24 protein-coding genes are annotated in these 24287 nt (G+C 37.3%); 12 read left to right on the top strand and 12 right to left on the bottom strand.

Features of this window, described 5'->3' with window-relative positions; translation table 11 throughout:
* Window positions 1–48: 48 nt before the first annotated feature.
* Window positions 49–609, bottom strand: coding sequence for a helix-turn-helix domain-containing protein (locus N7Z68_RS04210; RefSeq protein ID WP_275117208.1), 561 nt, complete (start codon window positions 607–609; stop codon window positions 49–51).
* Window positions 610–752: 143 nt separating this feature from the next.
* Here N7Z68_RS04210 and N7Z68_RS04205 point away from each other — a divergent pair, with 143 nt between their 5' ends.
* On the top strand, window positions 753–1478 hold the full coding sequence (locus tag N7Z68_RS04205) for an AzlC family ABC transporter permease (RefSeq protein WP_275117207.1): 726 nt from the start codon (window positions 753–755) through the stop codon (window positions 1476–1478).
* A complete protein-coding gene (locus tag N7Z68_RS04200; protein ID WP_275117206.1) occupies window positions 1468–1773 on the top strand; it encodes an AzlD domain-containing protein in 306 nt (101 codons plus the stop codon). Before N7Z68_RS04205 ends, N7Z68_RS04200 begins: the two co-directional genes overlap by 11 nt.
* A gap of 38 nt (window positions 1774–1811) precedes the next feature.
* On the opposite strand, the gene N7Z68_RS04195 is transcribed toward N7Z68_RS04200, so the two are convergent.
* Both N7Z68_RS04195 and N7Z68_RS04190 read right to left on the bottom strand, forming a co-directional pair.
* On the bottom strand, window positions 1812–2900 hold the full coding sequence (locus tag N7Z68_RS04195; protein ID WP_275117205.1) for an NAD(P)H-dependent flavin oxidoreductase: 1089 nt from the start codon (window positions 2898–2900) through the stop codon (window positions 1812–1814).
* Window positions 2901–3019: 119 nt separating this feature from the next.
* Window positions 3020–3322 (bottom strand): hypothetical protein, encoded by a 303-nt coding sequence (locus tag N7Z68_RS04190; RefSeq protein WP_275117204.1) that lies wholly within the window; start codon window positions 3320–3322, stop codon window positions 3020–3022.
* Between the two features lie 170 nt (window positions 3323–3492).
* Here N7Z68_RS04190 and N7Z68_RS04185 point away from each other — a divergent pair, with 170 nt between their 5' ends.
* The 3 genes from N7Z68_RS04185 to N7Z68_RS04175 are packed head-to-tail and all read left to right on the top strand — an operon-like array spanning window position 3493 to window position 7905.
* Window positions 3493–4764: a hypothetical protein gene (locus N7Z68_RS04185; RefSeq protein WP_275117203.1), complete on the top strand. Its 1272-nt coding sequence runs from the start codon at window positions 3493–3495 to the stop codon at window positions 4762–4764.
* Complete coding sequence (locus N7Z68_RS04180) at window positions 4757–7735, top strand: DEAD/DEAH box helicase (protein ID WP_275117202.1); 2979 nt, start codon at window positions 4757–4759, stop codon at window positions 7733–7735. The genes N7Z68_RS04185 and N7Z68_RS04180 overlap by 8 nt, the downstream gene beginning before the upstream one ends.
* Complete coding sequence (locus N7Z68_RS04175; protein ID WP_275117201.1) at window positions 7732–7905, top strand: hypothetical protein; 174 nt, start codon at window positions 7732–7734, stop codon at window positions 7903–7905. Before N7Z68_RS04180 ends, N7Z68_RS04175 begins: the two co-directional genes overlap by 4 nt.
* Window positions 7906–8112: 207 nt before the next feature.
* Here the strand turns inward: N7Z68_RS04175 and N7Z68_RS04170 are convergent, their stop codons facing one another.
* The 5 genes from N7Z68_RS04170 to N7Z68_RS04150 form a co-directional block, all read right to left on the bottom strand.
* Window positions 8113–9471: a hypothetical protein gene (locus N7Z68_RS04170; protein WP_275117200.1), complete on the bottom strand. Its 1359-nt coding sequence runs from the start codon at window positions 9469–9471 to the stop codon at window positions 8113–8115.
* Window positions 9472–10040: 569 nt separating this feature from the next.
* Window positions 10041–10535 (bottom strand): BsuPI-related putative proteinase inhibitor, encoded by a 495-nt coding sequence (locus N7Z68_RS04165; RefSeq protein WP_275117199.1) that lies wholly within the window; start codon window positions 10533–10535, stop codon window positions 10041–10043.
* Window positions 10536–10549: 14 nt separating this feature from the next.
* Entirely contained in the window at window positions 10550–11371 is an 822-nt protein-coding gene (locus N7Z68_RS04160; protein ID WP_275117198.1) for a YitT family protein, read from the bottom strand.
* An 85-nt stretch (window positions 11372–11456) separates the two neighbouring features.
* On the bottom strand, window positions 11457–12248 hold the full coding sequence (locus tag N7Z68_RS04155) for a prolyl oligopeptidase family serine peptidase (RefSeq protein WP_275117197.1): 792 nt from the start codon (window positions 12246–12248) through the stop codon (window positions 11457–11459).
* A 98-nt stretch (window positions 12249–12346) separates the two neighbouring features.
* Complete coding sequence (locus N7Z68_RS04150) at window positions 12347–12622, bottom strand: YbyB family protein (RefSeq protein ID WP_275117196.1); 276 nt, start codon at window positions 12620–12622, stop codon at window positions 12347–12349.
* Between the two features lie 123 nt (window positions 12623–12745).
* Between N7Z68_RS04150 and N7Z68_RS04145 the strand changes: the two genes are divergently transcribed.
* Window positions 12746–12877, top strand: coding sequence for a DUF3941 domain-containing protein (locus N7Z68_RS04145; protein ID WP_275117195.1), 132 nt, complete (start codon window positions 12746–12748; stop codon window positions 12875–12877).
* Window positions 12878–12929: 52 nt separating this feature from the next.
* Here N7Z68_RS04145 and N7Z68_RS04140 read toward each other — a convergent pair whose 3' ends face one another.
* Window positions 12930–13298 carry a rhodanese-like domain-containing protein gene (locus N7Z68_RS04140; RefSeq protein WP_275117194.1) on the bottom strand — a complete coding sequence of 123 codons (369 nt, stop codon included), beginning with the start codon at window positions 13296–13298 and terminating at the stop codon, window positions 12930–12932.
* Window positions 13299–13347: 49 nt separating this feature from the next.
* Complete coding sequence (locus N7Z68_RS04135; protein ID WP_275117193.1) at window positions 13348–14433, bottom strand: AI-2E family transporter; 1086 nt, start codon at window positions 14431–14433, stop codon at window positions 13348–13350.
* Between the two features lie 193 nt (window positions 14434–14626).
* Between N7Z68_RS04135 and N7Z68_RS04130 the strand changes: the two genes are divergently transcribed.
* The 4 genes from N7Z68_RS04130 to N7Z68_RS04115 all read left to right on the top strand — a co-directional run bounded on the left by N7Z68_RS04130 (window position 14627) and on the right by N7Z68_RS04115 (window position 19105).
* Window positions 14627–14788, top strand: coding sequence for a hypothetical protein (locus tag N7Z68_RS04130; RefSeq protein WP_275117192.1), 162 nt, complete (start codon window positions 14627–14629; stop codon window positions 14786–14788).
* 225 nt (window positions 14789–15013) lie between these two features.
* Window positions 15014–15676 (top strand): GerMN domain-containing protein, encoded by a 663-nt coding sequence (locus N7Z68_RS04125; protein WP_275117191.1) that lies wholly within the window; start codon window positions 15014–15016, stop codon window positions 15674–15676.
* 242 nt (window positions 15677–15918) lie between these two features.
* On the top strand, window positions 15919–16941 hold the full coding sequence (locus N7Z68_RS04120) for a TAXI family TRAP transporter solute-binding subunit (RefSeq protein WP_275117363.1): 1023 nt from the start codon (window positions 15919–15921) through the stop codon (window positions 16939–16941).
* Between the two features lie 214 nt (window positions 16942–17155).
* A complete protein-coding gene (locus N7Z68_RS04115; RefSeq protein ID WP_275117190.1) occupies window positions 17156–19105 on the top strand; it encodes a TRAP transporter permease in 1950 nt (649 codons plus the stop codon).
* A gap of 385 nt (window positions 19106–19490) precedes the next feature.
* On the opposite strand, the gene N7Z68_RS04110 is transcribed toward N7Z68_RS04115, so the two are convergent.
* Window positions 19491–20348: a MurR/RpiR family transcriptional regulator gene (locus tag N7Z68_RS04110; protein WP_275117189.1), complete on the bottom strand. Its 858-nt coding sequence runs from the start codon at window positions 20346–20348 to the stop codon at window positions 19491–19493.
* Window positions 20349–20353: 5 nt separating this feature from the next.
* Window positions 20354–21763 (bottom strand): aspartate aminotransferase family protein, encoded by a 1410-nt coding sequence (locus tag N7Z68_RS04105; RefSeq protein WP_275117188.1) that lies wholly within the window; start codon window positions 21761–21763, stop codon window positions 20354–20356.
* A 413-nt stretch (window positions 21764–22176) separates the two neighbouring features.
* On the opposite strand from N7Z68_RS04105, the gene N7Z68_RS04100 reads away from it, so the two are divergent.
* Both N7Z68_RS04100 and N7Z68_RS04095 read left to right on the top strand, forming a co-directional pair.
* Window positions 22177–23358, top strand: coding sequence for a KamA family radical SAM protein (locus tag N7Z68_RS04100; protein ID WP_275117187.1), 1182 nt, complete (start codon window positions 22177–22179; stop codon window positions 23356–23358).
* Window positions 23359–23503: 145 nt separating this feature from the next.
* Entirely contained in the window at window positions 23504–24271 is a 768-nt protein-coding gene (locus N7Z68_RS04095) for a hypothetical protein (RefSeq protein WP_275117186.1), read from the top strand.
* Window positions 24272–24287 lie beyond the last annotated feature (16 nt).

Genomic DNA, 24287 nt, shown 5'->3' with positions numbered 1-24287 from the left:
TTACAACTAATATTTCTCAACTAACAAAACAAAGGGCACGATAGCTTGTTACAGTGAATAATAAATAATCATTGTAGCTATCGCATCTTCTTCGCCTTTATTAGCGTAATTATGCTTATAATGGGCAGAAAAGCGAATTCCCTCACCCTCGCCTACTGTAAACGTTTCTTCAGCAATTTTAAGTTCCATCGTTCCCTTCTCAATGAATATATATTCCTCTACTCCATAAGCATGAGGGTCAGATTGATGATTACAACCCGGTTGGAGAATAAGAGAAAATATTTCGAAAGGTTTTTGATACTCCTTCGGAAACAGCGGGTAAACTTGTACAACTCCTTTTTCCTCGATTAACGGCTCAATTTCTCTTCGATTTACTTTTTGTATAAACGGTTTTTCTTCCTCTATGAACGTTGTAAACGGTACTTTTAAACCATTTGCAATCTTCCATAGTGTACTAACGGTAGGGTTGGATTCACCGCGTTCAATTTGTCCAAGCATTGGCTTACTAACTTCTGTTAACTGAGCAAGCTTATCTAGACTCAACCCTCTTTCCGCCCTTATTTGCTTTAACCTTTTACCTATAATTTGATTTAAATTCACTTTACTCATCTGGAAAAATTCTCCTTGAAATTATGTATATTATAGTTTACAATTCAGTATATCATAACGTACAGATCACTGCTTGTTATTCACATGCTTTACCATCCTAAATAAAACCTACAATTATATTATTCTAGAAGTGAGGGAATAGAATGGCAACATTAGTAAGCGCTAATCAGCCAAACAACTCTTTTATGAAGGGGATTTTCGCCGGTATTGGAATAGCCATCGGTTATACACCAGCAGCCATTACATTCGGTCTTTTAGCAAAAAGTACTGGCTTAGGTTTTACAGAGACCGTTGCGATGAGTATGTTTGTATTTGCTGGAGCCGCACAATATATGGCGCTTAATTTAATTGCAATTGGTACAGGTGCTCTTGAAATCATATTTACGACGTTTATCGTTAATATTCGTCACCTGCTCATGAGTGCTGCTGTAAGTGAAAAAGTAGAACACGAACATCCGATAAAAAAAGCATTGTACTCATTTGGAATTACAGATGAAGTATTTGCAGTTACGACAACCCAAGAAGGTACTGTTAAAACCGGCTTTATCGTCGGCGTAGCTTCTATTGCCTATGGTAGTTGGGTTATTAATTCCGCACTAGGGTATCTTGTCGGTTCAATCCTTCCTGAAACATTGCAACAAAGTATGGCGATTGCTTTATATGCCATGTTTATCGCTTTATTAATGCCTTCGTTGAAAAAGCATCGGAAGGTCGTCTCTTTAGCTGTCTTTGCTGCAATTCTTAATCTTATATTATCTCAATTCATCCCGAGTGGTTGGGCGATCATATTGGCAACATTAACCTCTTGTATTGTAATTGAACTCATTGTCGGAAAAGCGGAAGGGGTGTCAAACAGTAATGGAGACTAGTATTCTTCTTATTATTGCTGGGATGGCTCTAGTAACCTACATTCCTAGAATGTTACCGCTTGTGTTTCTTGATGCCAATAAAATTCCACCGAAGCTGCAGGCCATCTTGCGAAATGTCCCTTATGCAGCTTTAGGCGCTTTAATATTTCCAGGTATATTAACCGTACATGAAAATATCATGTTTGGTATTATCGGCGGTATTACAGCAGCTGTCATTGCTTATTTAGGTGCAAATTTAATCGTTGTTGTGCTTAGCAGTATTGGAATATTAACCATCATTTCTATGTTCTTTTAAATAGTATCTATAAAACTTTTAAGACTGACGGATAACCATCAGTCTTTTTCTATGTTCTTTAATTTTTGTACAGTTTGACTGGCTTGTCCCATTACTCGTTGAATAATTTGTTCAGCGCTTTCAGATTGAGCAAGTCGCAACCCTTGTCCCGCCCACATCGACAACCACTCACCCTTTCTTTGGTTAGCTGCCTCTTTCCGCAACGGTTGAGTTAGTGCATTTTGTATTGGATAATCAGGAACTTGTACGTTTGGTACATCGCTCAAACGCTCAATGTAAGCATTTTTTAGTCCTCTTGCAGCCTTCCCTGAAAATTTTATTGTAACTGTTGTCTCCTCTTCCGTTGCTTCCATGAGTGACTTTTTATATAAAGGGTTGGCTCCACTTTCTATAGCTGGCAAAAATACAGTTCCCATTTGAACGCCACTGGCACCAAGCGATAGACAGGCTATTAAGCCCCTTCCATCCATAATTCCACCGGCCGCTATTACAGGAACGTTAACCGCATCAACCATTTGCGGAACAAGTGCCATAGTCCCAATCATTGCATCTTCAGCCTGGCAAGCAAACGTTCCGCGATGACCACCTGCTTCACTCCCCTGAGCAACAATCGCATCTACTTTTATTTCTTCTAATAACTTTGCTTCTTTTACAGTAGTTGCTGTTCCGATAACTATTGTGCCATTTACTTTTAATTTTTCGATCCAATGATGGTCTAAAGTTCCAAAAGTAAAGGAAAACACAGGAACCTTCTCTTCTATTATTACTTCCATTTGTTGTTGGAACTGGCCCCCCCACTCAGTTGGCAGTTTCGGTTGTTCGATGCCTAACTCATCATAAAATGGTTGCAAAGTATGACGCATCTCTAATACTTTTTGTTCTTCCAGCTTGACGGTTTCCGGTATGAATAAATTAACTGCAAACGGTTGATCCGTTAATAGCCTGATGTTATGTATCGCTTTTCTCATATCTTCAGGTGTCATATAACCAGCACCTAGTGTTCCGAGTCCCCCTTGATTCGAAACGGTTGCGACCAATTCCGGTGTAGTCGGCCCGCCAGCCATACCCGCTTGAATGATTGGCAGTCTTATATTTAATATTTTTGTTAAACTCGTTTCATACCACATACTTATTCCCCCATATTTTTGCGCTTTAGCTAGTTGCAATTACAACAACTTAATAAAGAGATAGAAGGAATGTAATCAATTCTTCTACCTCTTTACTTCTATGTTAAAAGAACAGTAGTTCAGTTTAAGATTAACTGTTTATTTTCTTGAAGCTCTTTAATTGCTCGATTAACGGCTGCACGATGTTTCCATAATAGTTTTTTTACATCATCATCTTCTAGGATCGTTTCTGCGAGATCACAATATTTATCACCTTTTCCGTGAATAGACCAGCGACCTTCAGCTTTCATTAATGTAATCATTCCACCACGTTCTTTATCAGCAAATACAAAATAATTTTTAAATTGAATAGAGTCATATTCAGCCCAATCACAAAAAGACTCCAACAAACGTTCAATGTGCATCTTGTTACGTATACTCATTCTACACTCTCCTCTCTATTCATATTAAAATCATCATATGTTTTCATTCTTTATTCTTTAGGTAATTCCTTCTTTATTTTTAGGCATCTTACAAGCTTTTTTGTTACTATTGTTATATTGAAGTGGTTTTGACCATCCTAATAATTAGTTAACTAAAAGGGTTGATATAAATGCTTAATTTAAAACCATATGATAATTATGAAATAGACGACCTTGAAAGTGATATCCTTGATTTATATAAAAAAATAGCTGCATCCAATTACTTAAAGGATGTACAAATTTCTGAACTAGTAAATCAAACGATTGATAAACTCCTAATGCAAAGTTATGAACCCCTGTCTTTTGTCGATAAAGCTCTGATGATCATGAACGGACTGTTATCATTAGGAATAAAGTTTACGACGTATGATTCGTTTGAGCGGAGATTCGAACAATTTTTATCGATACTTGGCAATCGCGTCAATGGAATACTAGAAGAACAGCAATGTGAACTATCGTTAGAAGAAAAACAAGCAATTACTGAAGCTTTTGTCCTTTTGTACACGAGATATATGGACGTTGGAAGTTCCAGTTGGGCCGAAATGCTTGCAAAATGGTTCATACAAAATGAACAAGAACAGTGGGTTCATTCCTATTATTCATATTTCAAACAACTGCATGAAAAACACAATGCATCTTTTCACTTATCCATGATTACAAGTTTATTAGCATTAATTTGCCAAGATGGTGTTGGATCTCTTACTTACCTAAGAACTCATAAACAGAGACTAGCCGCCAATGATTTATACTTTCATTTCACTTTACTAAACCATCGTCAGGAATGGGATACGATGCAAAGATGGTTTGACCTCTTTTCAACGAGTTGGAACGGGGCATTCGGCAGCCTCCAGCCTTTTTATCATACATTAGAGAGGAAAAAAAGTAAGTCTTCCAATTTTTCGAGTCAATTAAACAAATGGATGACCCGTCCTGCGCTTGCATCCTATAAAGATTTATCTGCTTCACTAGAAGAGTCTGAACGAAACCTTTTATTTAATAAAGTCCAAGAAAGCCTAAATGATCAACTAGCCTATCCGCCGATACAAAATTTATGGACGCAAATTCTTCAATATGAAAGACGGTGGGATGTGGCTATCGATTATTTTTTAAACAAAGAGCATCTTCCATTTCAATTAAGCGAAGAAAAACAACAGTTACTAGCAGGGCTGGAAAAACAAGTTCCAAGTGAGACTATCCGAATTTACCACCAATTTATCGTCCGATTAGTCGAGAAAAAAACACGCTCTCACTATTCTGAAGCTGTTTTCTATATGAAAAAGTTGAAGAAATTATATGAGTTAATGGACCAACGTGAACGTTTTAACCAATATATCACCCTCTTTAATCAAACATATAAGACGTATCGTGCGCTAATCCAGGAGATGAAAACGATTGATGAGTAATTATAATCCAAATAACGTCCTTATTCATGGCGGGTGGTTAGGTGACTTGTTTTTTATATGGGGCGAACAAAAACAACATAAAAAATACAAAGACTACTTAAACTTCCAATATCCCTTTTTATATTCACCATTTGAGTTGAAGTTAACCCTTTTTCAAAATGATCCTGATACGTTTTATGGGACATTTGTACAAATGAAAAAAGCATCATTGAAAGCACCAGTTGAAGAACGTGTGTTTTATAGTGAAATCGATGAAACACTCGTATATCAGGCGAACACAACAGCCACTGAATTTGTATTCCCGCTTGAGGGAGTTGTCATTCATAAGAAAGACTTACCCCGCTATGTTGAACTTATGAAAAACTGGAGCAGCCTGCCAAAAATAACTTTGGCTCATGACTTTACCTATTGGTTAACTGTTTTTTCAACGATACAATCAAAAATTATTAACGGCAAGGTCATACTAACACGAACTGGCTCTTGGGAATTAACGAACTGGAATTGGAGTGATTGGGAAGGAACGATCCCCCCTGTTTCTCTTTCTTTAATGGAGTCTGGCTTGCATGTTCACCATTCACAGCCAAAGACCTACTCGTTTAAAGAACTAGCAAACGAAATTTGCAGTGACTTTATTCAACATTTAATTACCAGATATCCAGCTGTTCAAAAAGCATTTGAACAACTTCATATTTCTAAACACTACTTATTAAATAAAGCGGGACCAGCTACGGACGATAAGACATTTCTTGAGGAACTCGGTGCAATACCAGCTGTACCTTTTCAGACAACCCTAGTAATTGAAGAACCGATACAAAACGAAAAAGAAGAAAACTGGACGGTCTTGCTCTTCTTGCAAGACCGAAAAGATCCTTCTATTATTATTTCATTAGAAGATTTGCATGGGGGGCATCACCCTTGGAGGATGAATCCTATTACACGACTTAAAGAGGATATTTCAGAAATCATTCAACTCATTCCTGAACTATCTTCCTTATCAATTACGAATCCATCGTCAAAAGTTTCTAAAGATGTCATATACAACTTGTTAACTAATCAATATGATCAATTGCGTGGTCTAGGTATCGGTGTGGTTGTTCCAAACTGGCTCAAAAAGAGACCAAATCACTTTCAAACCAATGTTCACGTCAGCGATAGGCCTGCTGAATTTTCAAGCTCTATTGAGTCATTATTTAATTGGCAAAACATAAGTGACTTTAACTTTGAAATTGTCCTTAATGGTGAAAAGTTAACACATGAACAGTTTACGAAACTAGTTGATTTGAAAACACCTTTTATAAAGTGGAACGGAAAATGGCTGTATTGGGATCCTAAGGAAGCAAAGCATTTAAAGACCTACTTAGATCGAAAAAAAGATAATGAAACTTCTCTTCTTGAAACGTGGAAATCATATTTGGTAGAAGATAACGAAGAAAATGAAGGACTTTCTATTTCAATTCAATGGAGCGAGAAACTGTCTAGTGCTATTCATGCGACCTTGAATAAACAAATTCCATCCATACTTCCTCCTTCTACTTTAAAAGGCGAACTTAGACCTTATCAATTAGAAGGAATGTCATGGTTAGTTCATATGCGAAGTGTCGGATTTGGAGCTTGTTTAGCTGATGATATGGGGCTAGGAAAGTCTATTCAAACGATTGCTTATATGTTAGCCGTATTCGAGCATCGTACAGAAAATGGATCTTCGTCACCCTTTCTCATCATTTGTCCAACATCACTAATCGGAAACTGGGAAGAGGAATTAAAGCGATTTGCTCCCCACTTATCCGTATTTGTTCACCACGGTAATGAACGACTTACAGAAGAGGATGTGAAGGAGTGGGAGTATGATATAATCATTACTTCCTATGCACTTGCTTTTCGTGACGAAGATATTTTTTCAAATACACTTTGGAACGGGTTAATTCTCGATGAAGCACAACAAATCAAAAATGTGGAGACCAAACAACGAAAGGCCATTAAACGCATTAAAGCTAAACACAGAATGGCACTAACAGGTACGCCGATTGAAAACAAACTAAAAGAGCTTTGGTCCATCATGGATATGCTCAATGATAAATATTTAGGAAACTTCCAACAATTTCAGCGAGCTTTTATTAGAGAAATTGAGAACAATTCTCCAAACGAGAAAAAAATGGAACAGTTACGATTGCTCATCTCACCTTTTTTATTAAGAAGAAAAAAATCGGACGAAGCTTTAGAGCTTCAATTACCCGATAAAACTGAACAAACGTATATCGTTGGGTTAACTGCTGAACAAGCTTCCCTTTATCAAGCTGTCGTCAATCAATTACTAACTTCAATTGATGAAAAAAATTCAATTGAACGACGAGCAACGATTTTGAGCAGCATTACGAAACTCAAACAAATTTGTAACCATCCCTCTCAATTTTTAAAAGATCGCGGCCAGCTTCATCATCGGTCGGAGAAATGGGATTTACTGTTCACTCTTGTTGATCAAATTATGGACACCGGAGAAAAAATGTTAATCTTTACACAATATCGTGAAATGGGTGAGTTATTACAGGACGGATTGTCGGAACAACTAAATATAAAAGTCCCATTCCTGCATGGTGGTTTATCGCGAGCTGAACGTGAGAAACTAATTACAGAATTTAAGACAAATAAAGAAATACCCATCTTTATCTTATCTTTACGGGCTGGTGGAGTTGGGCTGAATTTAACCGCTGCAAACCACGTCGTGCATTATGACAGATGGTGGAATCCAGCAGTTGAAAATCAAGCAACTGACCGAGCTTATCGCCTAGGCCAAACTGAAAAAGTAACAGTGCACAAGTTAGTATCGAAAGGAACGATTGAAGAAAAGATCGACAGGCTGCTAGCGAAGAAACAGTCACTTTCTGACGATGTGTTGTCAGTTAATGACCAGAGTATTTCTGAACTATCAACGAATGAATTAAAATCTTTACTTGAGTGGAGTGAACCCTCATGAAAACTAAATTACCGCCAACATTTACTGAATATTGGAGAGGAAAAGCCGAAGTTATTGACATTCATTCAACTAAAACAGAACAAAAAGAAGTTCAGCCAGAAGACCTCGGGAGAGAATGGCGCGAATTACTTGAGGCTGTTCAAACGGCAGCAAAAAGAGAATGGGAATAAATAAAGATAAGCTATAGTGGGTGCGGTCAACATTCTTTTTAATGTGACCGCGCTTTTTTTGACTTTCATAACTCAACCTTAGGGCTCACCCAGCCAACTAAGCCCGCCCCATATCCCCTTGCTTTATCTTTCTTAATTTGCAGAATATATAATATTGAAAATAAAAAGGATACTGATCGAAATCAGTATCCTCCTAAATAGGTTAATTTAAGAAGCTTTATGTTCTTCAGATTGGTCTTGAGCAGGTGTTTGATTATTTTTACCGATTAATAGGAAGTACAGGACAAGTCCTGCTCCAATACCCCATGCTGGACCAACAAAAGCAGTAAGCATTCCGATCGCTAGTGCATAGCCGCGAGTCGTATTGTCATTAACCATCGACATAGCTACATATGCACACGCAAAACCAGTTAATAGTAGAGTTAAAGATAAAGCAACTGGTAGTAATGGCACGATAATCCCGATGATCGGCATTAAAAATCCTAATGGAAGTGCGAACAAGTACCAGCTCATTGTACCTGAAAAAATGGAATCCATTGCTTTTCTTCCCGTTTTGTACCGCTCCATAATGAAGACTTGAATTCCTGTCCACATTGGACCGTGAAGTGGAATTAGCACCCCGCCGGTGAACATTTGACCTAGGTTACGAATAGCTAATGCCCAGTGAGTACGAGTGTGATTGACGTCTACTTTTTCGTCTGGTCTTACTTTAGAAGCCTCTTTTAAAAGTGTATCTGCAACTAGCAAGTCACCAAATACTAGAACGTAAACCATAATGGAGATCGGGATTGCTGCCAAAATGATGGACCATGATGGCATTCCAACACCCCATGGTGAAACCGTTGCAAGTAATTCACCAAATTGTGGGATAAAGAAACCCCATTCAATGTTAAACGTAAGTTCTCCTGTCAACGTTCCGACAATACCTGCAGCAATGAAGCTGACAAGCATGGCGTTAGACATAACTAAAAGTTTTGCTTTTGTGTTTGGTAGTTTACCAAACGGGATAGAAAACATGAGTACTAATACGACAACCCATGACGTAATTAACGTAAATGGTAAAGTTTGAACTCGGTCGATTTCCGACATAAAGGCTGCGATCGCTGCCCCAAGAATAATCCCCGCTTTTAATGCGTTAGGTACAAGCTGATTGAACTTTTCCCCCAGACCGGTTATGGCAAAGAAAATGAATAAGAACGAAACAACCAATGTTATTGCAATCATTGCCTGTACGGCTTCAGGTCCCGGTGTAAATCCTCCTAAGAATACTAAAACGAGAGGTAAAGCTGGGGTTATCCACCCTGCTGCATATGCATCACCGAATAAAATGGTCTGTGACCATACCCAGAATAATTGAATCGTTAAAATTGACCATGCGACTTCAAACGGAATGTCAAAGAAATTCATCATTAAAGGTGCTAAAGCTCCACCTGTAGCTAAAGATAAAAATGCCCCCTGTATAGCCTCCGGCCAAGAGATTGGAGCATGTACTCCTGGTAATCTTAACGTAAAAGGTCCCCACTTAATACCTGGCTGAATACCGCCGTATGTACGCTTTTTCCCCATGTTATTCCTCCTAGATTAATAGATTAAGATTAGTTCTGCTGTTGGGAATTTCTTTATTATTTATCCTATAGGTAAATTTCTTGTACCGATATCGAACTACATTAAAGCAGTAGCTCGATACCGCAACTAGTTTCATAATTTTCTGAATACTAATTGCAAAATAAAATATCTTAGGATAAAAATAAAAAACCTCATTTCCACTACTTCAGTATTCTGTAGCCCTCCTCTCATACGTAAACGCTTTCAGTAAATGGAAATACTTACTAACCGGTTGGTATGTCCTTTTCTAAGTCAACTTTAAAATAAATTAGCACATAGTGTCAACACCTTGTTTGAAATTTCTGATAATTCGACAAAAGTATACAAATTACTGCTTTCTCTTTTCGTTTTTTCTCCTCACCTCCAAAGTTAAATCCATAGACAGTCCCTGTTGTCCCTGTTACCAAAAAATGAAAAAAGAGAGAGCCGCAACCCCCTCTTACTCGTTCATTATGTTAGAAACTTGAAGACATTTATTCAACATTGTTTTTTTAGGAAAGTGTTAAGCTTAAAGTTACTTCATTTCCTGCTCATTCTATAATAACATCTTCTTCGACTAGGAATTGTTCTCTAAAAGCCTCACTGCCATTGACCGTCATAATTGGCAGTTCACCGAGTACTCGATAACGACCAGGTGGAACTCTCTCGCCATTCATCATTAAATCCCACTCATCCGTAAATGTCATCGTTTCATTTGCACCTAATTGTTTTTGAACAATGGCCTGAGTGAACATCATTCCTTCTGAATATTTATAAACGACTTCACTTTTTTCATTGACGACGATAAAGTCAAACAGCTGCCCCGTTGGAAACTCTAAAGTTACTGTTTCATCCCCTTTATTTGTAAGTGACAATGTAAAAGCTAATTGATCTTCTTCTTTATCTACTCTTAATGAGGTTGCTAGTGTGCTCACTTCTTCTCCCCCTTGTTCTCCTTCACTAATTGTTTCCGTTACTTCATCAGACGTACCACAGCCGACTAGGGCTATCATCATGATTAACCATATGCAAAGGATTTTCTTCATATTCAACACCCTTTCTAACCTTCTTTTCTAAATAAGCCGAATATGCCTGCAGTTTCAACAATGTTTGTAAAAGCATTTGGATCTACTTCTTGAATGACTTTCTTTAACTCATACAATTCATATCTCGTAATAACAATCATTAACATCTCTTTTTCTTCTTGTGAATACCCGCCTTTAGCAGGTACCCGGGTAATTCCTCTAGTTATTTGGGTATGTATGGCGTCTTTTAGTTTATCAGCATTTTTCGTAATAATAAAAGCGGTCAGCTTCACATGACGTGTATATATCGCATCTATAACCCGTGAACTTACATATAAAGTGACAAGTGTATAGAGTGCTCTTTCCCAATCAAATAATAATCCTGAAGTTATAACGATTAACGCATTTAATACAAAGAAGTAAATACCGACGGGACGATCACTCTTCCGCGATAAAATAAGAGCAATAATATCCAATCCCCCGGAAGAAGCTCCAACTTTTAAAGTAACCCCCGCACCAAGCGCAAGGATCACACCTCCAAAAACAGCGTTTAAGAGAAGATCTGTTGAAATTTCAATGATAGGAATGATTTCAAGAAAAAACGTTGTAAGTACTACATTTATAAAACTATAGAGAGTAAAAGCTTTTCCAATTTTAATCCAGCCTAACACTGCTACTGGTATATTTAAGAGTAATAAAAGGATCCCCGTTGATAATGGGACGACAGTTGCGATAAGCTGAGCTACCCCTGTAAAACCGCTGGCGAACACATTCGCTGGAATTAAAAAGACGTTTAATGCTACTGCAATTAAAACTGCACCTACGACATTTACAATTAATTGTTTTGCAATTTCCATTCATCCACCTACTTCTAATTGCTACTTGTAGTTTTAACTTTTACTGTATATATTAAACACAAAACAAAGATAAAGCTCACCGAAATCAGCGAGCTTTGTCCTTTGTACGTATCATTTGCAAGTCAAGCCACTCAACTAGTGATAACAGCCCTTCTCTGGACACTTTATGATCAGCTAATGAATCGCTCATAAAGGTTAGGTTTCTTTCCTCTTCAGGTAATGTCTGTTCTACTCTCGCAATAAATTGCTTCGTCATTGAATACGGAACAACATCATCCTTTTCGCCGTGCCAAATGAACAATGGTTTATGACGGATTTTATCTAATTGCTTGCTCAGATCATAATCGGTTAAAATATTAATTTTCTCTTGAATTTGACTTAACAACTGATCGCTTACTTTATTTTGTTTTTCCAGTAGGCTCATATGCGTCTTGGCCAGGTCTTCATAATTGGGACAGCCCATCAAAGATATGCCGGCCTCGATCCAGTCATATTGTGTTAACGCACCGAAGGTTACAATTCCCCCCATCGATGTCCCGGCTAGTGCTATCTTATCTCTTTGGATGAGCCCCCTGTTATCAAGTTCTTCCTTAAGCTGCCCAATTTCTTCTATACTTCTCAATACTATATCCCAAAATAGTAATTCTCTTTGTTCATATGGAATATTATTTTCGCGTTCGCCGTGATGGATCGCATCTGGCAAGACCACGCGGAAGCCCTTTTCTGCTAATAAATACGCATAATGAAGGTTATGTTCTTTTGCACTTGTATAGCCGTGCTGAAATAAAATTAGCGGTAAGTTGTGATGAAAGTTTTCGGCTTTTGCTACATGTAATGTTGGTATTGAAGCTATTGTTTCACGGACAATTGAGTACATGGTAACCTCCATTTAGAAAATTTATTCTAATATACTTTCATTCATTTTACCGCATCTCAATCGAAAGGAGAAACAAAAAGAGCTGAAATCACTCAGCTCTAATTATGGTGGGAACGCTTTTTCTTTTTATAATCATCAACTTCTTCATTGTACCGTTGCACCGCATATAAGGCTCCTTCACTTACCATCGTGTTATCATTTATATCATAAGGGTCTGGGTGTCCGGCATTTTTATCAATCTCAACTGAGTTTGCAGACCGTTTTTTCTGCAGCTTATTTTTAGCCTTGTCTCGTTTACTTTTATCGTTTAATGCGTAGATGACTGTTCCTATTGCACCTGCTGCTACTGCTGTCGTCATAACCTTTCCAATCATTAATGATCCCTCCTAGTGATTTATTACTTTTCTAATACCCACACGATGAATCGTTAAACATTCGGATGAATTCATATCGCGTGGATACAATAAAAAAGAATCAATATTGAGGGAGTGAATTAAATGTCTGTGACAAAAGACGATGATAAAAAGAAAAAAGATAACAATGCCAAACGACAACAAAAGAACACCCTACGTGAGAAAAATGCAGAACACGGTAAAAGACAATACTCTAAAAAGACAGATCACCTGTAAGCCAATAGACAATAAAGAAAGGATGACTCCTATATGTCATCCTTCTTCTTTATTATTTATATAGTTCTTTCACATCAGAGACGACACGTTCCATTCCTGTTGCAAGCTCACCTTGCCAAGCAAGCATTCCACCTGCATAATTAGATACTTTTTCAAAACCGCGATCTTTAAAAAAGTGCGCTACATTTTGACTTCTATTGCCGCTGCGGCAAACGAAAAGATACTCTTTCTCCTTGTCAAATTCATCTATTAAAGCTGGTAAGTTATGCATCGGAATCAGAGGAATATTTGCGATATGCCCTTCCACATATTCTTCGGGTTCACGAACATCAATAACGATTGGTTCTGACTTTCCTTCATTTATAATTTCCTGCAATTCATTAAATTCAACCTGTTTGATACCATCAACTTCGTATGACATGAAATCACCTCACCGTTAGAATTAGATTATTTTACCACGTAGTATCTCTTTACTCAATCGGATACCTTTTCAGCTTCCATAATCGGTAAGTATGACTGACAATTACTTTTCCGACTGCGTAGGTTGGTACAGCTAATATTAATCCTAATAAGCCAGCAAAACGACTAGCCACTAATAAAAGTAATATAATCGTTAGCGGATGGACGGACAATTTTCTGCCCATAACTTGCGGTGAGATTAAATTACTTTCCACTTGTTGAACTATTACAATGACGATAATAACGAGGAATACCATTAAAGGTGAATGAAAAATGGCTACAATAACACTCGGTATTGTTCCAATCCAAGGTCCAACAAAAGGAATAACATTGGTGAACATGGCAATTAATGCTAACACAAGCGGATAATCAATCCCGATAATGAGAAAACCAATATAACATAACACCCCAACACAAATACTAACTATAATCTGCCCTTGTATATAAGAACTCAATGCCGTGTCCATATCACTTAAAATGTGTCGCCCTTCCTGTTGCTGCTTCCCAGGTAATAAACGTAACACTTGTTGTGGTGCCTTCTCTCCTTCTTTTAACATATAGAACAATACAAACGGTATAATGATCATAATTATTAGGATGTTCGTAATAAATCCGATAAAAGCAGCGACATTTGTTCCAATAGCTGCAACAATCTCATTTAAGTATTCAGCCAATCTTGAAGTTAATTCTTCTACCGTATAATTTTCATTTTGCTGAAACCTTGCAACCCATTCATTTTCTTGTAAAAGAATAAGGAGATCTCGGATTTCGTTAACAAATAAAGGCATATTTCGTACTAAGCTGTTAAACTGACGCTGTAGTTCAGGACCAATTAATAATACGAGTATTGTGACAATAGAAATGGCACTTAAGTATAAAATTAATATTGAAATTCCTCTTGGTATCCATCTCGACAGTAAGTTGACAAACGGACGAGACAAATAATACAACACACCTGCAATAATAATGGGTGCAAATAATGTCTGTACAAGGACCACAATCGGTCTAAAAATAAATTGTACTTTCGACCCTAAGAAGATAATTAAAAAAACTAAAATAACTCCATAACAAAAGTAGAAAAATTTGCCACGAGGCATATTCTCACCCCATATGAAAAATAGTAATAACAATAACCATTATATCACTTATACGGATAGATTTAGCAACTTACCACTATATTTCTCTTTATAAAATAATTTAAACCATTCTACGATATGTATTAAGATTTGTTTTATACTGTCTTTTATGGGGTAACAAGCTTAGTAAGCATTAAAAGAGCTTGGAGGGATTATGATGAATAAAAATGTTGATGTACAAAAGAGAAACATTGAGAAAAAAGAAAATGCTAGTATGGTTGTCGCCACTTTCATTAAATACTTTGCTTATATTGTTATCTTTTTTGGGTTTCTTTGGTTTCTTGTTCAATACGTATTTCCTCTTTTTCAAAACTAGTAAATTCTAAGCACTTGTGCCCAGCGCTACATATCAATTGCATAAAGCATAAAAAATACTGTGCCCCAAAACATTTGGATTTGTTCGAATAAAAGGATTGAATTTTAGCCCCTTTATTGTAAAATAGAGAAAAATTGGCTTTATTTATGGACTAACAAAGTCAATGTATCAGAAGTAGTAAACCAGGATTTACTCTACTTACTTCTAATAACTAGGGGGATTTACATGAAAAAGTCATTACAATTATTGCTTGTATCGATCCTTACTGCACTCGTTTTAACAGCTTGTGGACAAGGTGAAGGTCCGGTTGAGCCTGAGGAAAGCGGCAGTGGAATTGACTCAGATCACAATGAAGAACTAATTGAACAAGAAGAAATAGCAGCTGAAGAAGAAGTAGTAGTTGAACCCGTTACAGAAGATCAGGAAACAAATGATGAGGAAACTACAGAAGCAGTAACAGAAGAAACATTTCATCCAGTTGAATTATATTTTGCTGATACTCAAGTTGAGGATATGTATAAAGTAGAGACGACAGTTGAAGCTGCAAAAGACGAAGTTTCTGTTAAAACGCTAGAAGCTTGGATTGCCGGCCCTTCGAACCAGGAACTAGTCTCATTAGTACCATCTACCGTTAAAGTAGATTATGTGACAGAAGTGGACGGGGTCGCTCACGTTTCATTTTCAAAAGAGTTTCTTGAGACCAATGTAGGGTCAGGTCCTGAACAAATGTTACTTCAGCAAGTAGCACTTCTTATGAAGCAATTTGGCTATAATGAAACACAAATATTAATCGAAGGTGAAATTAGAGATATGTTATTTGGACATATAGATACTAATGTCCCAATTCAAGCTATGGATCCGAACCAAATTGAGAAATTAAATGAATAAATAGTGACTTTAAAATACGGTAGTATAATTTCTACCGTATTTTTTATTGTTATGATTTTGAAACACTCTATTTATATAACCAGTACCTGTTTTAAGCTAAAACAAGGCATTTATTGCTATAAATATATAATTTTCTAAAAATTCCTTAAATTTAGTAATTCTAAAGAAATTTGACAGAATACCCATCATATATATATATTATTAATGATTTGCTAAATATTATAAAAGGGGGCTTTTCTATGATGCAAATGAAAAAAATGCTATTTCTATTTGTGACTCTGTTAGCCATGTTAGTTTTTGCAGCATGTGGAGCAGCAGACGAAGGTGGAGAAGGAGCTGGAGAAGGTGCAGCTGAAGATACACCAGAAGTTACAGAAGACTTCAGAACAGATTTACAACTAGGAACAGGTAGTACAGGTGGTACATACTATCCACTTGGTACTGAAATCGCAACAGTACTAAATGCGAATGTTGATGTTGAAGGATTTAATGTAAGTGCCATTGAAACAGGAGCTAGTGTTGATAACTTAGCTCGTATCGCTCGAGGAGAAATTCAACTTGGAATGACGGTTCACCTTCCAGCACTTGATGCTTTAAATGGTCAAGGTGAATTTGAAGGTATGAACGTTGAAAACTTCGGTTTCATGGGACACATCTATCCTGAAGTAATGCAAATTATTACGGTTGATGGAACTGGGATTGATTCAATTGCAGACCTAGAAGGAAAACGTGTTGCCATTGGACCTCCTGGTAGTGGTACACAAGCGGCAGCTAAAGCAATTCTTGCAGCTTACGGTATCGAAGATGGAGACTATGACTCATTTGAAGAAGGTTTTGGGGACGCAAGAGATCGTCTACAAAACGGACAAATTGATGCATCATTCGGTCTTTTAGGATTACCTGCTTCTGCTGTTGAGGAATTAGCTATTCAACGTGATGTTAAAATTCTTTCAATTGATGATGAGCAACTAGCTCAAATTGAAGCTGACAGTGGTTACTTAGGATATGAAATCCCTGCTGATGCATATCCATTCTTAAATGAGTCTGTACAAACTGTTACAGCTTATGCTGTATTAGTTGGTTCAACTTCGCAAATTAGCGAGGAATTAGGTTATGAAATTACAAAAGCATTATTTGAAAATGCTGGAGACATTACACACGCGCAAGGACAACATTTAACAAAAGAAAATGCATTAAATGGAGCTGAAGGTTTACCGCTTCACCCAGGTACTGAGCGTTACTTTGAAGAAGCTGGGTTAAACTAATAACAAATGCCCTGAAAGAGGATGACACAAATCAAACGGTGTCATCCTCCTTCTTGGCTTTAAATCTTTAATAATACTTATTGAAAATGAGGAAACTACTAAGAAAAGTTTCACTTTATTTTTCTTACTCGACAATATCATGAAATTCTCGACGAAAAGGCAGGAACGTTCCTACCCTTTCGTCGAGAAATTTATTTATAAGGTGGTGACTTCCTTGGCAGAAAATAACAATAAAGAGTTAGAAAAAGAACAAGAACTTCTGGCTAAATATGATAAAGAATCAGCTTATAGGCAAGCTCTTGGCAAATGGGGTTGGATTGTAGCAGTTATTGCCATTTCAATGACGTTCTTCCATTTATATACTGCCTTCGTCGGTCCTTATCGTTCGATGATACAAGGAGCTATTCATGTTGGTGCCGGTCTTGCTCTAATCTTTCTTCTTTACCCTGTAAAACGAACATTAATTCAACGACCTGGAGTTGCTTGGTACGACATTGTCCTTGCAGGACTGGCCTTGTACGTAAACTTTTATCTCGTATGGAACTACGAACGCTTAACAACTCGAGCCATAGTCTTTGGGTTTGAAACGATTGACATTATCGTTGCTACGCTAGGGATTGTATTAGTCCTTGAAGGAACTAGGCGTGCTGTTGGATTACCAATTGTCATTATTGCTTCAGCTGCACTTGCTTATGGTGTATGGGGGCAGGGAATTCCTCATTTTGGGCACGCAGGATTTGATTGGTCTGTTTTATCGGTAAGAATGTATTTTAGCTCAAGTGCGATTTTCGGTACACCAATTCAAATTTCATCTACGTTTATCTTTTTATTCTTATTTTTCGGGGTCATGCTTGTTCATACAGGAATTGGGAAATTCTTCAATGATTTAGCATTTAGAGCTACAGGTAAATATACAGGTGGAACCGGAAAAGCTGCAGTAACAGCCAGTGCACTTCAAGGTATGGTTACTGGTAGTAGTGTAGCGAATACCGTTGCCTCTGGTTCATTTACAATTCCGATGATGAAACGTGCTGGTTTTAGACCAGAATTTGCTGCAGCATCAGAAGCTAGTGCTTCTACAGGCGGGCAAATTATGCCGCCAATAATGGGTGCGGCTGCATTTATTATGGCTGAATATACAGGTACGCCGTATAGTCAAATTATTATTATAGCAATTATTCCCGCACTATTATATTTCTCTGGTGTTATGATGGGTGTTCACTTTGAAGCTAAGAAACACAATATTTTAGGATTACCAAAAGAACAACTTCCACCTATTAAAGGTTTATTAAAAAAGCTGGACTTGATATTACCGCTAGTCGCCATTATCGGTATCTTATTAGCCGGCTATACGCCGACATTTGCCGGACTTGCTGGTATAGCAACCGCATTTATTGTCAGCTTTTTCCGCAAAGATACTCGACTTGGCTTCTGGAAAATACTTTACGTATTAGAACAAGGTGCCCGCGTCGCCCTTCCTGTAATTGCAGCCTGTGCTAGTGCAGGAATCGTCGTTGGTATCGTAACAATGACTGGACTTGGCGGTAAAATTGCTGGTGGTATTTTAGACCTTGCTGGCGGATCATTTTTCTTAATACTATTCTTTACGATGTTAGCATGTATTTTACTTGGGATGGGCCTTCCAACGACTGCAAACTACGTAGTAACGGCATCGATGGCTGCACCGGCTCTAATCATGTTTGGAGTACCGGATATTGCTGCCCATATGTTTGTCTTTTACTTCGGAATCGTTGCTGATATTACACCTCCAGTTTGTCTAGCTGCCTATGCTGGAGCCGGTATTGCCAGAGCGAATCCAATGAAGTCCGGGGTGACCGCCTTAAAGCTTGCTATCGCGGCGTTTATCATACCTTACGCCTTTGTTTATAATCCTGTCCTTGTGTTACAAGATGCTACATTTACGACATTATTACCGCCATTAGTGACCGCCTTTATTGGGATGATGGCCATTAGTGCCGGTATGATGAATTACTATATTACAAATCCAAAGCTTATTGAAAGACTTGCACTATTTGTTGCTGGAATTATGCTTATCTACCCTGGAAACTTAATGGTTTCATTCGGTGGTATCGGACTTCTCGCTGCGATTACTGTTATACAAACACTTCGTAAGAAAACAACAGTTACGAACACTCAATCATAAATAAGAAAAGCGCAAGCGCCCTGTTTAGCGACGTTCGGACTGGAGCCCACCGTATGAGATAAAGGAAACACGGTGATCGCTAGTGAGCCGATGTTGACTTATCGTAAGGAGGAGGGCGAAGTCTCGCTAGTCGCTGGGCGCTGAAGCTGAAGCTAGACAAAGAAAAGCGCAAGGTGCCTGCTTATCGGCGACAAGCGCTGGAGGGCCAGCCATTAGTGTCTTGCCCTTTAGACACGTTTGGTGGACCGAAGCGACCTCGAGTTGATGGCACCTGAAGCTTGACATCTTCGAATTTTATACTTTCTTATCTTTTCATAAGAAAGAGGCTGTTTAAAAAGTACTGTGTATGCAAGCATACAGTAACTTTCTAGCAGCCTCTTCTTCTTTATTCATCATAAAATACATCGAAGTTATCCCATAACTCTTCAAGTTGATTTAAACGTTTCTCAACTTTTTCGTGGTCTGAACGTGTGACGGCAGTGATCAGTGCACTTATCACACTGAATGGTGCGGAAAATGAGTCTATAAATGAATTGATCTCTGTTGCTGTAATAAGTGTTATATCCCCATATGGAACAAGTGGCGACATCAGATGGTCAGTAATTACAATTGTTTTGGCCTCGCGTTGCTTAACATATTTTAGTGCCTCAACCGTTCGCTTTGTATAGCGAGAAAATCCAAAACCGATGACTAAATCATCTTTTTTTATATCTAATAAATGTTCACTCATCCCATCAGATTGATTAATCATCTCTGTATTTTGTAAAATAAGATCTAAATAAAATTGTAGAAACATTCCTAAACTCGTTGCACTTCGATAGGCAATGATATAAATTCGATTTGCCTTCTTAATTTCTTGTACTGCTTGCTCAAAATTTTCAGGACTGATTTGATGTAATGTATTCTTAAGATTTTGGATATCATCAGATAACACTTCTTTTAGAGAGTTTTCAGGTGCATCTTTTTCATCGGTCGTTTTCATAAACACTTCAGCTGATGTCCATTTCCTCTTTAGTGCGTCTTGTAAATGTCGCTGAAAATCTGGATATCCTTTATAGTTAATAAAAACGGCAAAGCGAATGACTGTTGCTTCGCCTACTCCCGCATTTTTAGCTAATTTAGAAGCAGTTAAAAACGGTGCCGTTTCCGTATTATTAATAATGTAATTTGCGATCTTTTTCTGAGATTTACTCATTTTGTCGAGACTATCTACAATCCTTTGGTACACATCACTCTGAAGCATAAACCTCATCCCTTTGAGTACCGAGGTCCTCCGTACAACCTTTTCAATACTTTTTCATAAGCAAAAATCGTCATTTCTACTTCCTTCATCGTATGAGCAGTTGACAAACTATAGCGATTTAATGGTTTCGTATAAATCCCTTCCGCTAGTAAATAAAAATCGATCTCTTTTCTTGTCGTTAGATCGGTTTTTTGAAGGTCTCGATAATTTAGAATTTTATCTTTCTCAGTCAATATTACACTAAATATGGAACCCGTGCCAACCGCTTTCATTGGAATATTATAGGATTTAAATAACTTCTCTAACCGCATTTTTAATTCATCGGTTAACAAAATTACACGATCCAATTCTTTTTCTAAAATTTCAATGGTTCTTAGTCCTGCAGCTAAAATGGTTGGATGTCCATTATAGGTTCCACTATGGAACAGAACATCTTTAGCTGAAGAGTTCTTACTTTGGCTCGTATCGAAAACATCCGCTGCAATGGTTGGAGCGCTCTCCATCATAATTTCTTTCTTTCCTCCGACAATACCAATTGGATATCCCCCACCGACCACTTTTCCTAATGTAGTTAAGTCAGGTTTTACATTAAACAACTGTTGTGCACCACCAAGTGCTAGTCGATAACCTGTTTTAACCTCATCAAATATGAATACAATCCCTAATTGTTCGGTTAAATCTCTAAGTTGATGGACAAAGTCCTTTTCTGCTAACATAAATCCACCTTGAGCAGGTTCTAAAACAAGTGCTCCTATTTCATCCTTATTTGCCCTTAAAATCTTTTCACATGCTTTAAAATCATTAAATGGAAGAATAATCGTATTTGTTTGATGAAAGGTATCCATCCCTTTCGACTCCATAACTGCCTTTGGGTTCTTAGCGTCTCCTGCATCTTTTAGAGAAGGATTTACACTTAACAAAACTTGATCATAGCCACCATGATAGTGCCCTTCAAATTTAGCTATTTTATTCTTTCCTGTATATGCTGCCGCAAGTCTTAAGGCAAGTTGTGTAGCTTCAGTACCTGAATTGGTATAACGCAATAATTCAATACTTGGGTAATGTTCTTTTATTTTCTTTCCCATTTTTATTTCAAGACTGTGTGGAGTTCCAAACAGATTGGTTCCATTTTTATCTAATTGTTCAATAACAGCTTCATTAATTCTTGTATCCCCATGTCCGAGCATAAGTGCCCCGTAAGATAGTAAATAATCAATATACACATTTCCGTCTAAATCAGTAACATATGCACCATTTGCCTTTTCCATCACGATTGGATAAGGTGCAAAGTACTTGATGTTAGCAGTCACTCCACCTGGCATTACCTCTTTGGACTGCTCAAAAAACTCGTAAGACTTTTTTGTCTTCTTTGACAGTTCAACAATTGGATGTTGATCCACTCTTCTAATAGCCAAGGTATTTTCCCCCAATGTATTTTTTCACTTCACGACTTTTTAAAAATGAAGGGTACATTTCATAATTATATACTTCTTCAAAAGAATATGAATTATTTTATTCATTTCTATATATTATGAAGTAAAAAATTCAAACTTGAACAATCCGATTACATTTGGGCCTGAAATTTAGCCTATTTTATTTTGTACTCCAACACAATAATGCCACTACCCCACTCCAAATGAAATTTCACTTTCATCTATCATCTATTAATTTAAATGAATGTCAACTATCATTAAAAGCATTTCCTTTATATTATTTGAATTAAATCCTTCATTTCATTTATATTTCTAATCATTTCTTTCTTTTTTGACGTTTTTCTACTCCCCTTGCTATAATATTGCTAGAATACGAATATTGGAGGTTGATAGTTGTGGCTCAGCCAAAGTACATTATGAACATAGACAAACTTGAGCAAATTCCAAAAGAGGAAAGAGAAAAACTTAAACAAATTACTGATAAGTTTGTTTTCAGAGTTAATGAGTACTACTTAAGTTTAATTGATTGGAATAATCCGAACGATCCTATACGGAAGTTGGTCATACCGAACGAGAACGAATTAGATGAGTATGGGCGCTGGGATGCTTCCGATGAAGACACCAACTACGCAGTTCCTGGGTGTCAGCATAAATATAAAACAACAGCACTACTTATCTGTTCTGAGGTTTGCGGAGCGTATTGCCGATATTGTTTCCGGAAGCGTTTATTCCGTAACGATGTTAAAGAAGCGATGTCTGATGTAGATCCAGGGTTAGAATACATTGCGAATACTCCAGAGATTAATAATGTTCTACTTACTGGTGGAGACCCGTTAATTCTTGCGACGAAAAAACTTCGTTATATTTTAGAAAAACTACGTGCAATTGATCACGTAAAAATTATCCGTATCGGTTCTAAATTACCAGTATTTAACCCGATGCGTATCTACGAAGACGAAGAATTATTAAATTTAATTCGTGAATTCTCAACACCAGAAAAACGGATTTATATTATGGCACATATTAACCACCCAGTAGAAATTACAGATGAAGCGAGAAAAGGATTCCAAGCTCTTCATGATGCGGGTGCCATTGTAGTCAACCAAACTCCAGTATTAAGAGGAATTAACGATGACCCAGTCGTTTTAGGTGAATTACTAGATAAGCTATCTTGGGCTGGTGTAACACCATACTATTTCTTTGTAAACCGCCCGGTTGCAGGAAACAAAGATTTCGTATTATCACTCGAGGAAGTATATAATATCGTTGAAGGCGCAAAAGCTCGTACATCTGGTTTAGGTAAACGAGTTCGCTTATCAATGAGTCATACTTCAGGTAAAATCGAAATTTTAGCAATTGAAAATGGAAAAGCCTACTTAAAATACCACCAATCACGTGACAATGAGTATGGCAAATTTATGGTCCTAGACTGTCCTAAGGATGCTGCTTGGTTTGATGATCTACCTGGAAACGAGCAGTATTGGACCAAACCAACAAAGAGAACGGATAAAGTTGTCTCTGTTAATGAACTACCTGATGTACCACAAGCAAAAAAAGGTAAAGAACTCGTTAAATAAGTAAGAAAAGCGCTAGCGTCCATGAAGCTAGACATCTTTAAAAGGCTGACAAAAACTGTCAGCCTTTTTTCTATTATTTATTTACTATTCGACAAAAGCAGAAAATGATAGAATAGAACTATCTTTATTGTGAGAGGTGTGTGTCATGAAACTTCGGATTTATTCTTTTCTATTTATTCTGATATTCATCCTAAGTGGTTGTAACTTAGGGAATCCAACGAATGCATCTAAATCAACGGCCTCTCCTTCACATTTTGAAAATCAACATCTCTCAGTCACATATGACGGCCACTCTAGTACCCTTTTAAATGATGATAATGGGTTCTATCTGTCTTTTGAAGTTATACCGATTGGTCCGTTTCCAATTGATGAAAGTCATTTCTCATTTGCTTTACAACGAGTCCTTGAGGATGACTTAGGGAATCAATATGAAAGTATTAAAACAGAAATTATCTCGACCAACGATGCTGGGGAACCTTTTCCTGAAAATAAAGTTTATTTCAAACAATACTTCCAACCCGAATTAGACAAAGATAGTAAGGAATTGTCAGTGATATTCTATGCCAAACCTCTTTATTACCGCCAGTCTATCCTGTTTGAAAATTTGAACCATAACAGCGAACATAACATGTTAAATGATTTAAACATAGCTAAAGTTCAAACGGAAGGCAAGAAATTGACTCTCTATATTGAAGATGTGCATCAAATTCAAGGTCTGGAAACGACTATGATCCATTCAGGTGAAGAAGTCTATCCTGTTTTCACTTCTACAGAAGTTGGTAAATTCAATCATTCTCTAATAGCGAATTATGAATTTGCTATGGAAATTCCCGACCCATTCACTATAAAAATCAAAAGACACCGTCTCCAAGATCAACTTTGGGACTTTCCAATAACGATAACATTTAAATAGGCTAAATCCTTAGTCA

Source organism: Alkalihalobacterium chitinilyticum (assembly GCF_029028005.1).
In the GTDB taxonomy this organism is placed as follows: domain Bacteria; phylum Bacillota; class Bacilli; order Bacillales; family Bacillaceae_F; genus Alkalihalobacterium; species Alkalihalobacterium chitinilyticum.
This window is presented reverse-complemented; position numbering and strand designations above follow the sequence as displayed.

Coding starts and splice junctions, on each gene's coding strand:
- N7Z68_RS04155 (WP_275117197.1), bottom strand. CDS start 12,248: ATGTACTCAATTGTCCGTGAAACAATAGCTTCAATACCAACATTACAT.
- N7Z68_RS04135 (WP_275117193.1), bottom strand. CDS start 14,433: ATGCCTCGTGGCAAATTTTTCTACTTTTGTTATGGAGTTATTTTAGTT.
- N7Z68_RS04185 (WP_275117203.1), top strand. CDS start 3,493: ATGCTTAATTTAAAACCATATGATAATTATGAAATAGACGACCTTGAA.
- N7Z68_RS04150 (WP_275117196.1), bottom strand. CDS start 12,622: ATGATTGGAAAGGTTATGACGACAGCAGTAGCAGCAGGTGCAATAGGA.
- N7Z68_RS04205 (WP_275117207.1), top strand. CDS start 753: ATGGCAACATTAGTAAGCGCTAATCAGCCAAACAACTCTTTTATGAAG.
- N7Z68_RS04210 (WP_275117208.1), bottom strand. CDS start 609: ATGAGTAAAGTGAATTTAAATCAAATTATAGGTAAAAGGTTAAAGCAA.
- N7Z68_RS04125 (WP_275117191.1), top strand. CDS start 15,014: ATGAAAAAGTCATTACAATTATTGCTTGTATCGATCCTTACTGCACTC.
- N7Z68_RS04120 (WP_275117363.1), top strand. CDS start 15,919: ATGCAAATGAAAAAAATGCTATTTCTATTTGTGACTCTGTTAGCCATG.
- N7Z68_RS04200 (WP_275117206.1), top strand. CDS start 1,468: ATGGAGACTAGTATTCTTCTTATTATTGCTGGGATGGCTCTAGTAACC.
- N7Z68_RS04130 (WP_275117192.1), top strand. CDS start 14,627: ATGATGAATAAAAATGTTGATGTACAAAAGAGAAACATTGAGAAAAAA.
- N7Z68_RS04095 (WP_275117186.1), top strand. CDS start 23,504: ATGAAACTTCGGATTTATTCTTTTCTATTTATTCTGATATTCATCCTA.
- N7Z68_RS04190 (WP_275117204.1), bottom strand. CDS start 3,322: ATGAGTATACGTAACAAGATGCACATTGAACGTTTGTTGGAGTCTTTT.
- N7Z68_RS04160 (WP_275117198.1), bottom strand. CDS start 11,371: ATGGAAATTGCAAAACAATTAATTGTAAATGTCGTAGGTGCAGTTTTA.
- N7Z68_RS04145 (WP_275117195.1), top strand. CDS start 12,746: ATGTCTGTGACAAAAGACGATGATAAAAAGAAAAAAGATAACAATGCC.
- N7Z68_RS04170 (WP_275117200.1), bottom strand. CDS start 9,471: ATGGGGAAAAAGCGTACATACGGCGGTATTCAGCCAGGTATTAAGTGG.
- N7Z68_RS04195 (WP_275117205.1), bottom strand. CDS start 2,900: ATGTGGTATGAAACGAGTTTAACAAAAATATTAAATATAAGACTGCCA.
- N7Z68_RS04140 (WP_275117194.1), bottom strand. CDS start 13,298: ATGTCATACGAAGTTGATGGTATCAAACAGGTTGAATTTAATGAATTG.
- N7Z68_RS04165 (WP_275117199.1), bottom strand. CDS start 10,535: ATGAAGAAAATCCTTTGCATATGGTTAATCATGATGATAGCCCTAGTC.
- N7Z68_RS04180 (WP_275117202.1), top strand. CDS start 4,757: ATGAGTAATTATAATCCAAATAACGTCCTTATTCATGGCGGGTGGTTA.
- N7Z68_RS04175 (WP_275117201.1), top strand. CDS start 7,732: ATGAAAACTAAATTACCGCCAACATTTACTGAATATTGGAGAGGAAAA.
- N7Z68_RS04110 (WP_275117189.1), bottom strand. CDS start 20,348: ATGCTTCAGAGTGATGTGTACCAAAGGATTGTAGATAGTCTCGACAAA.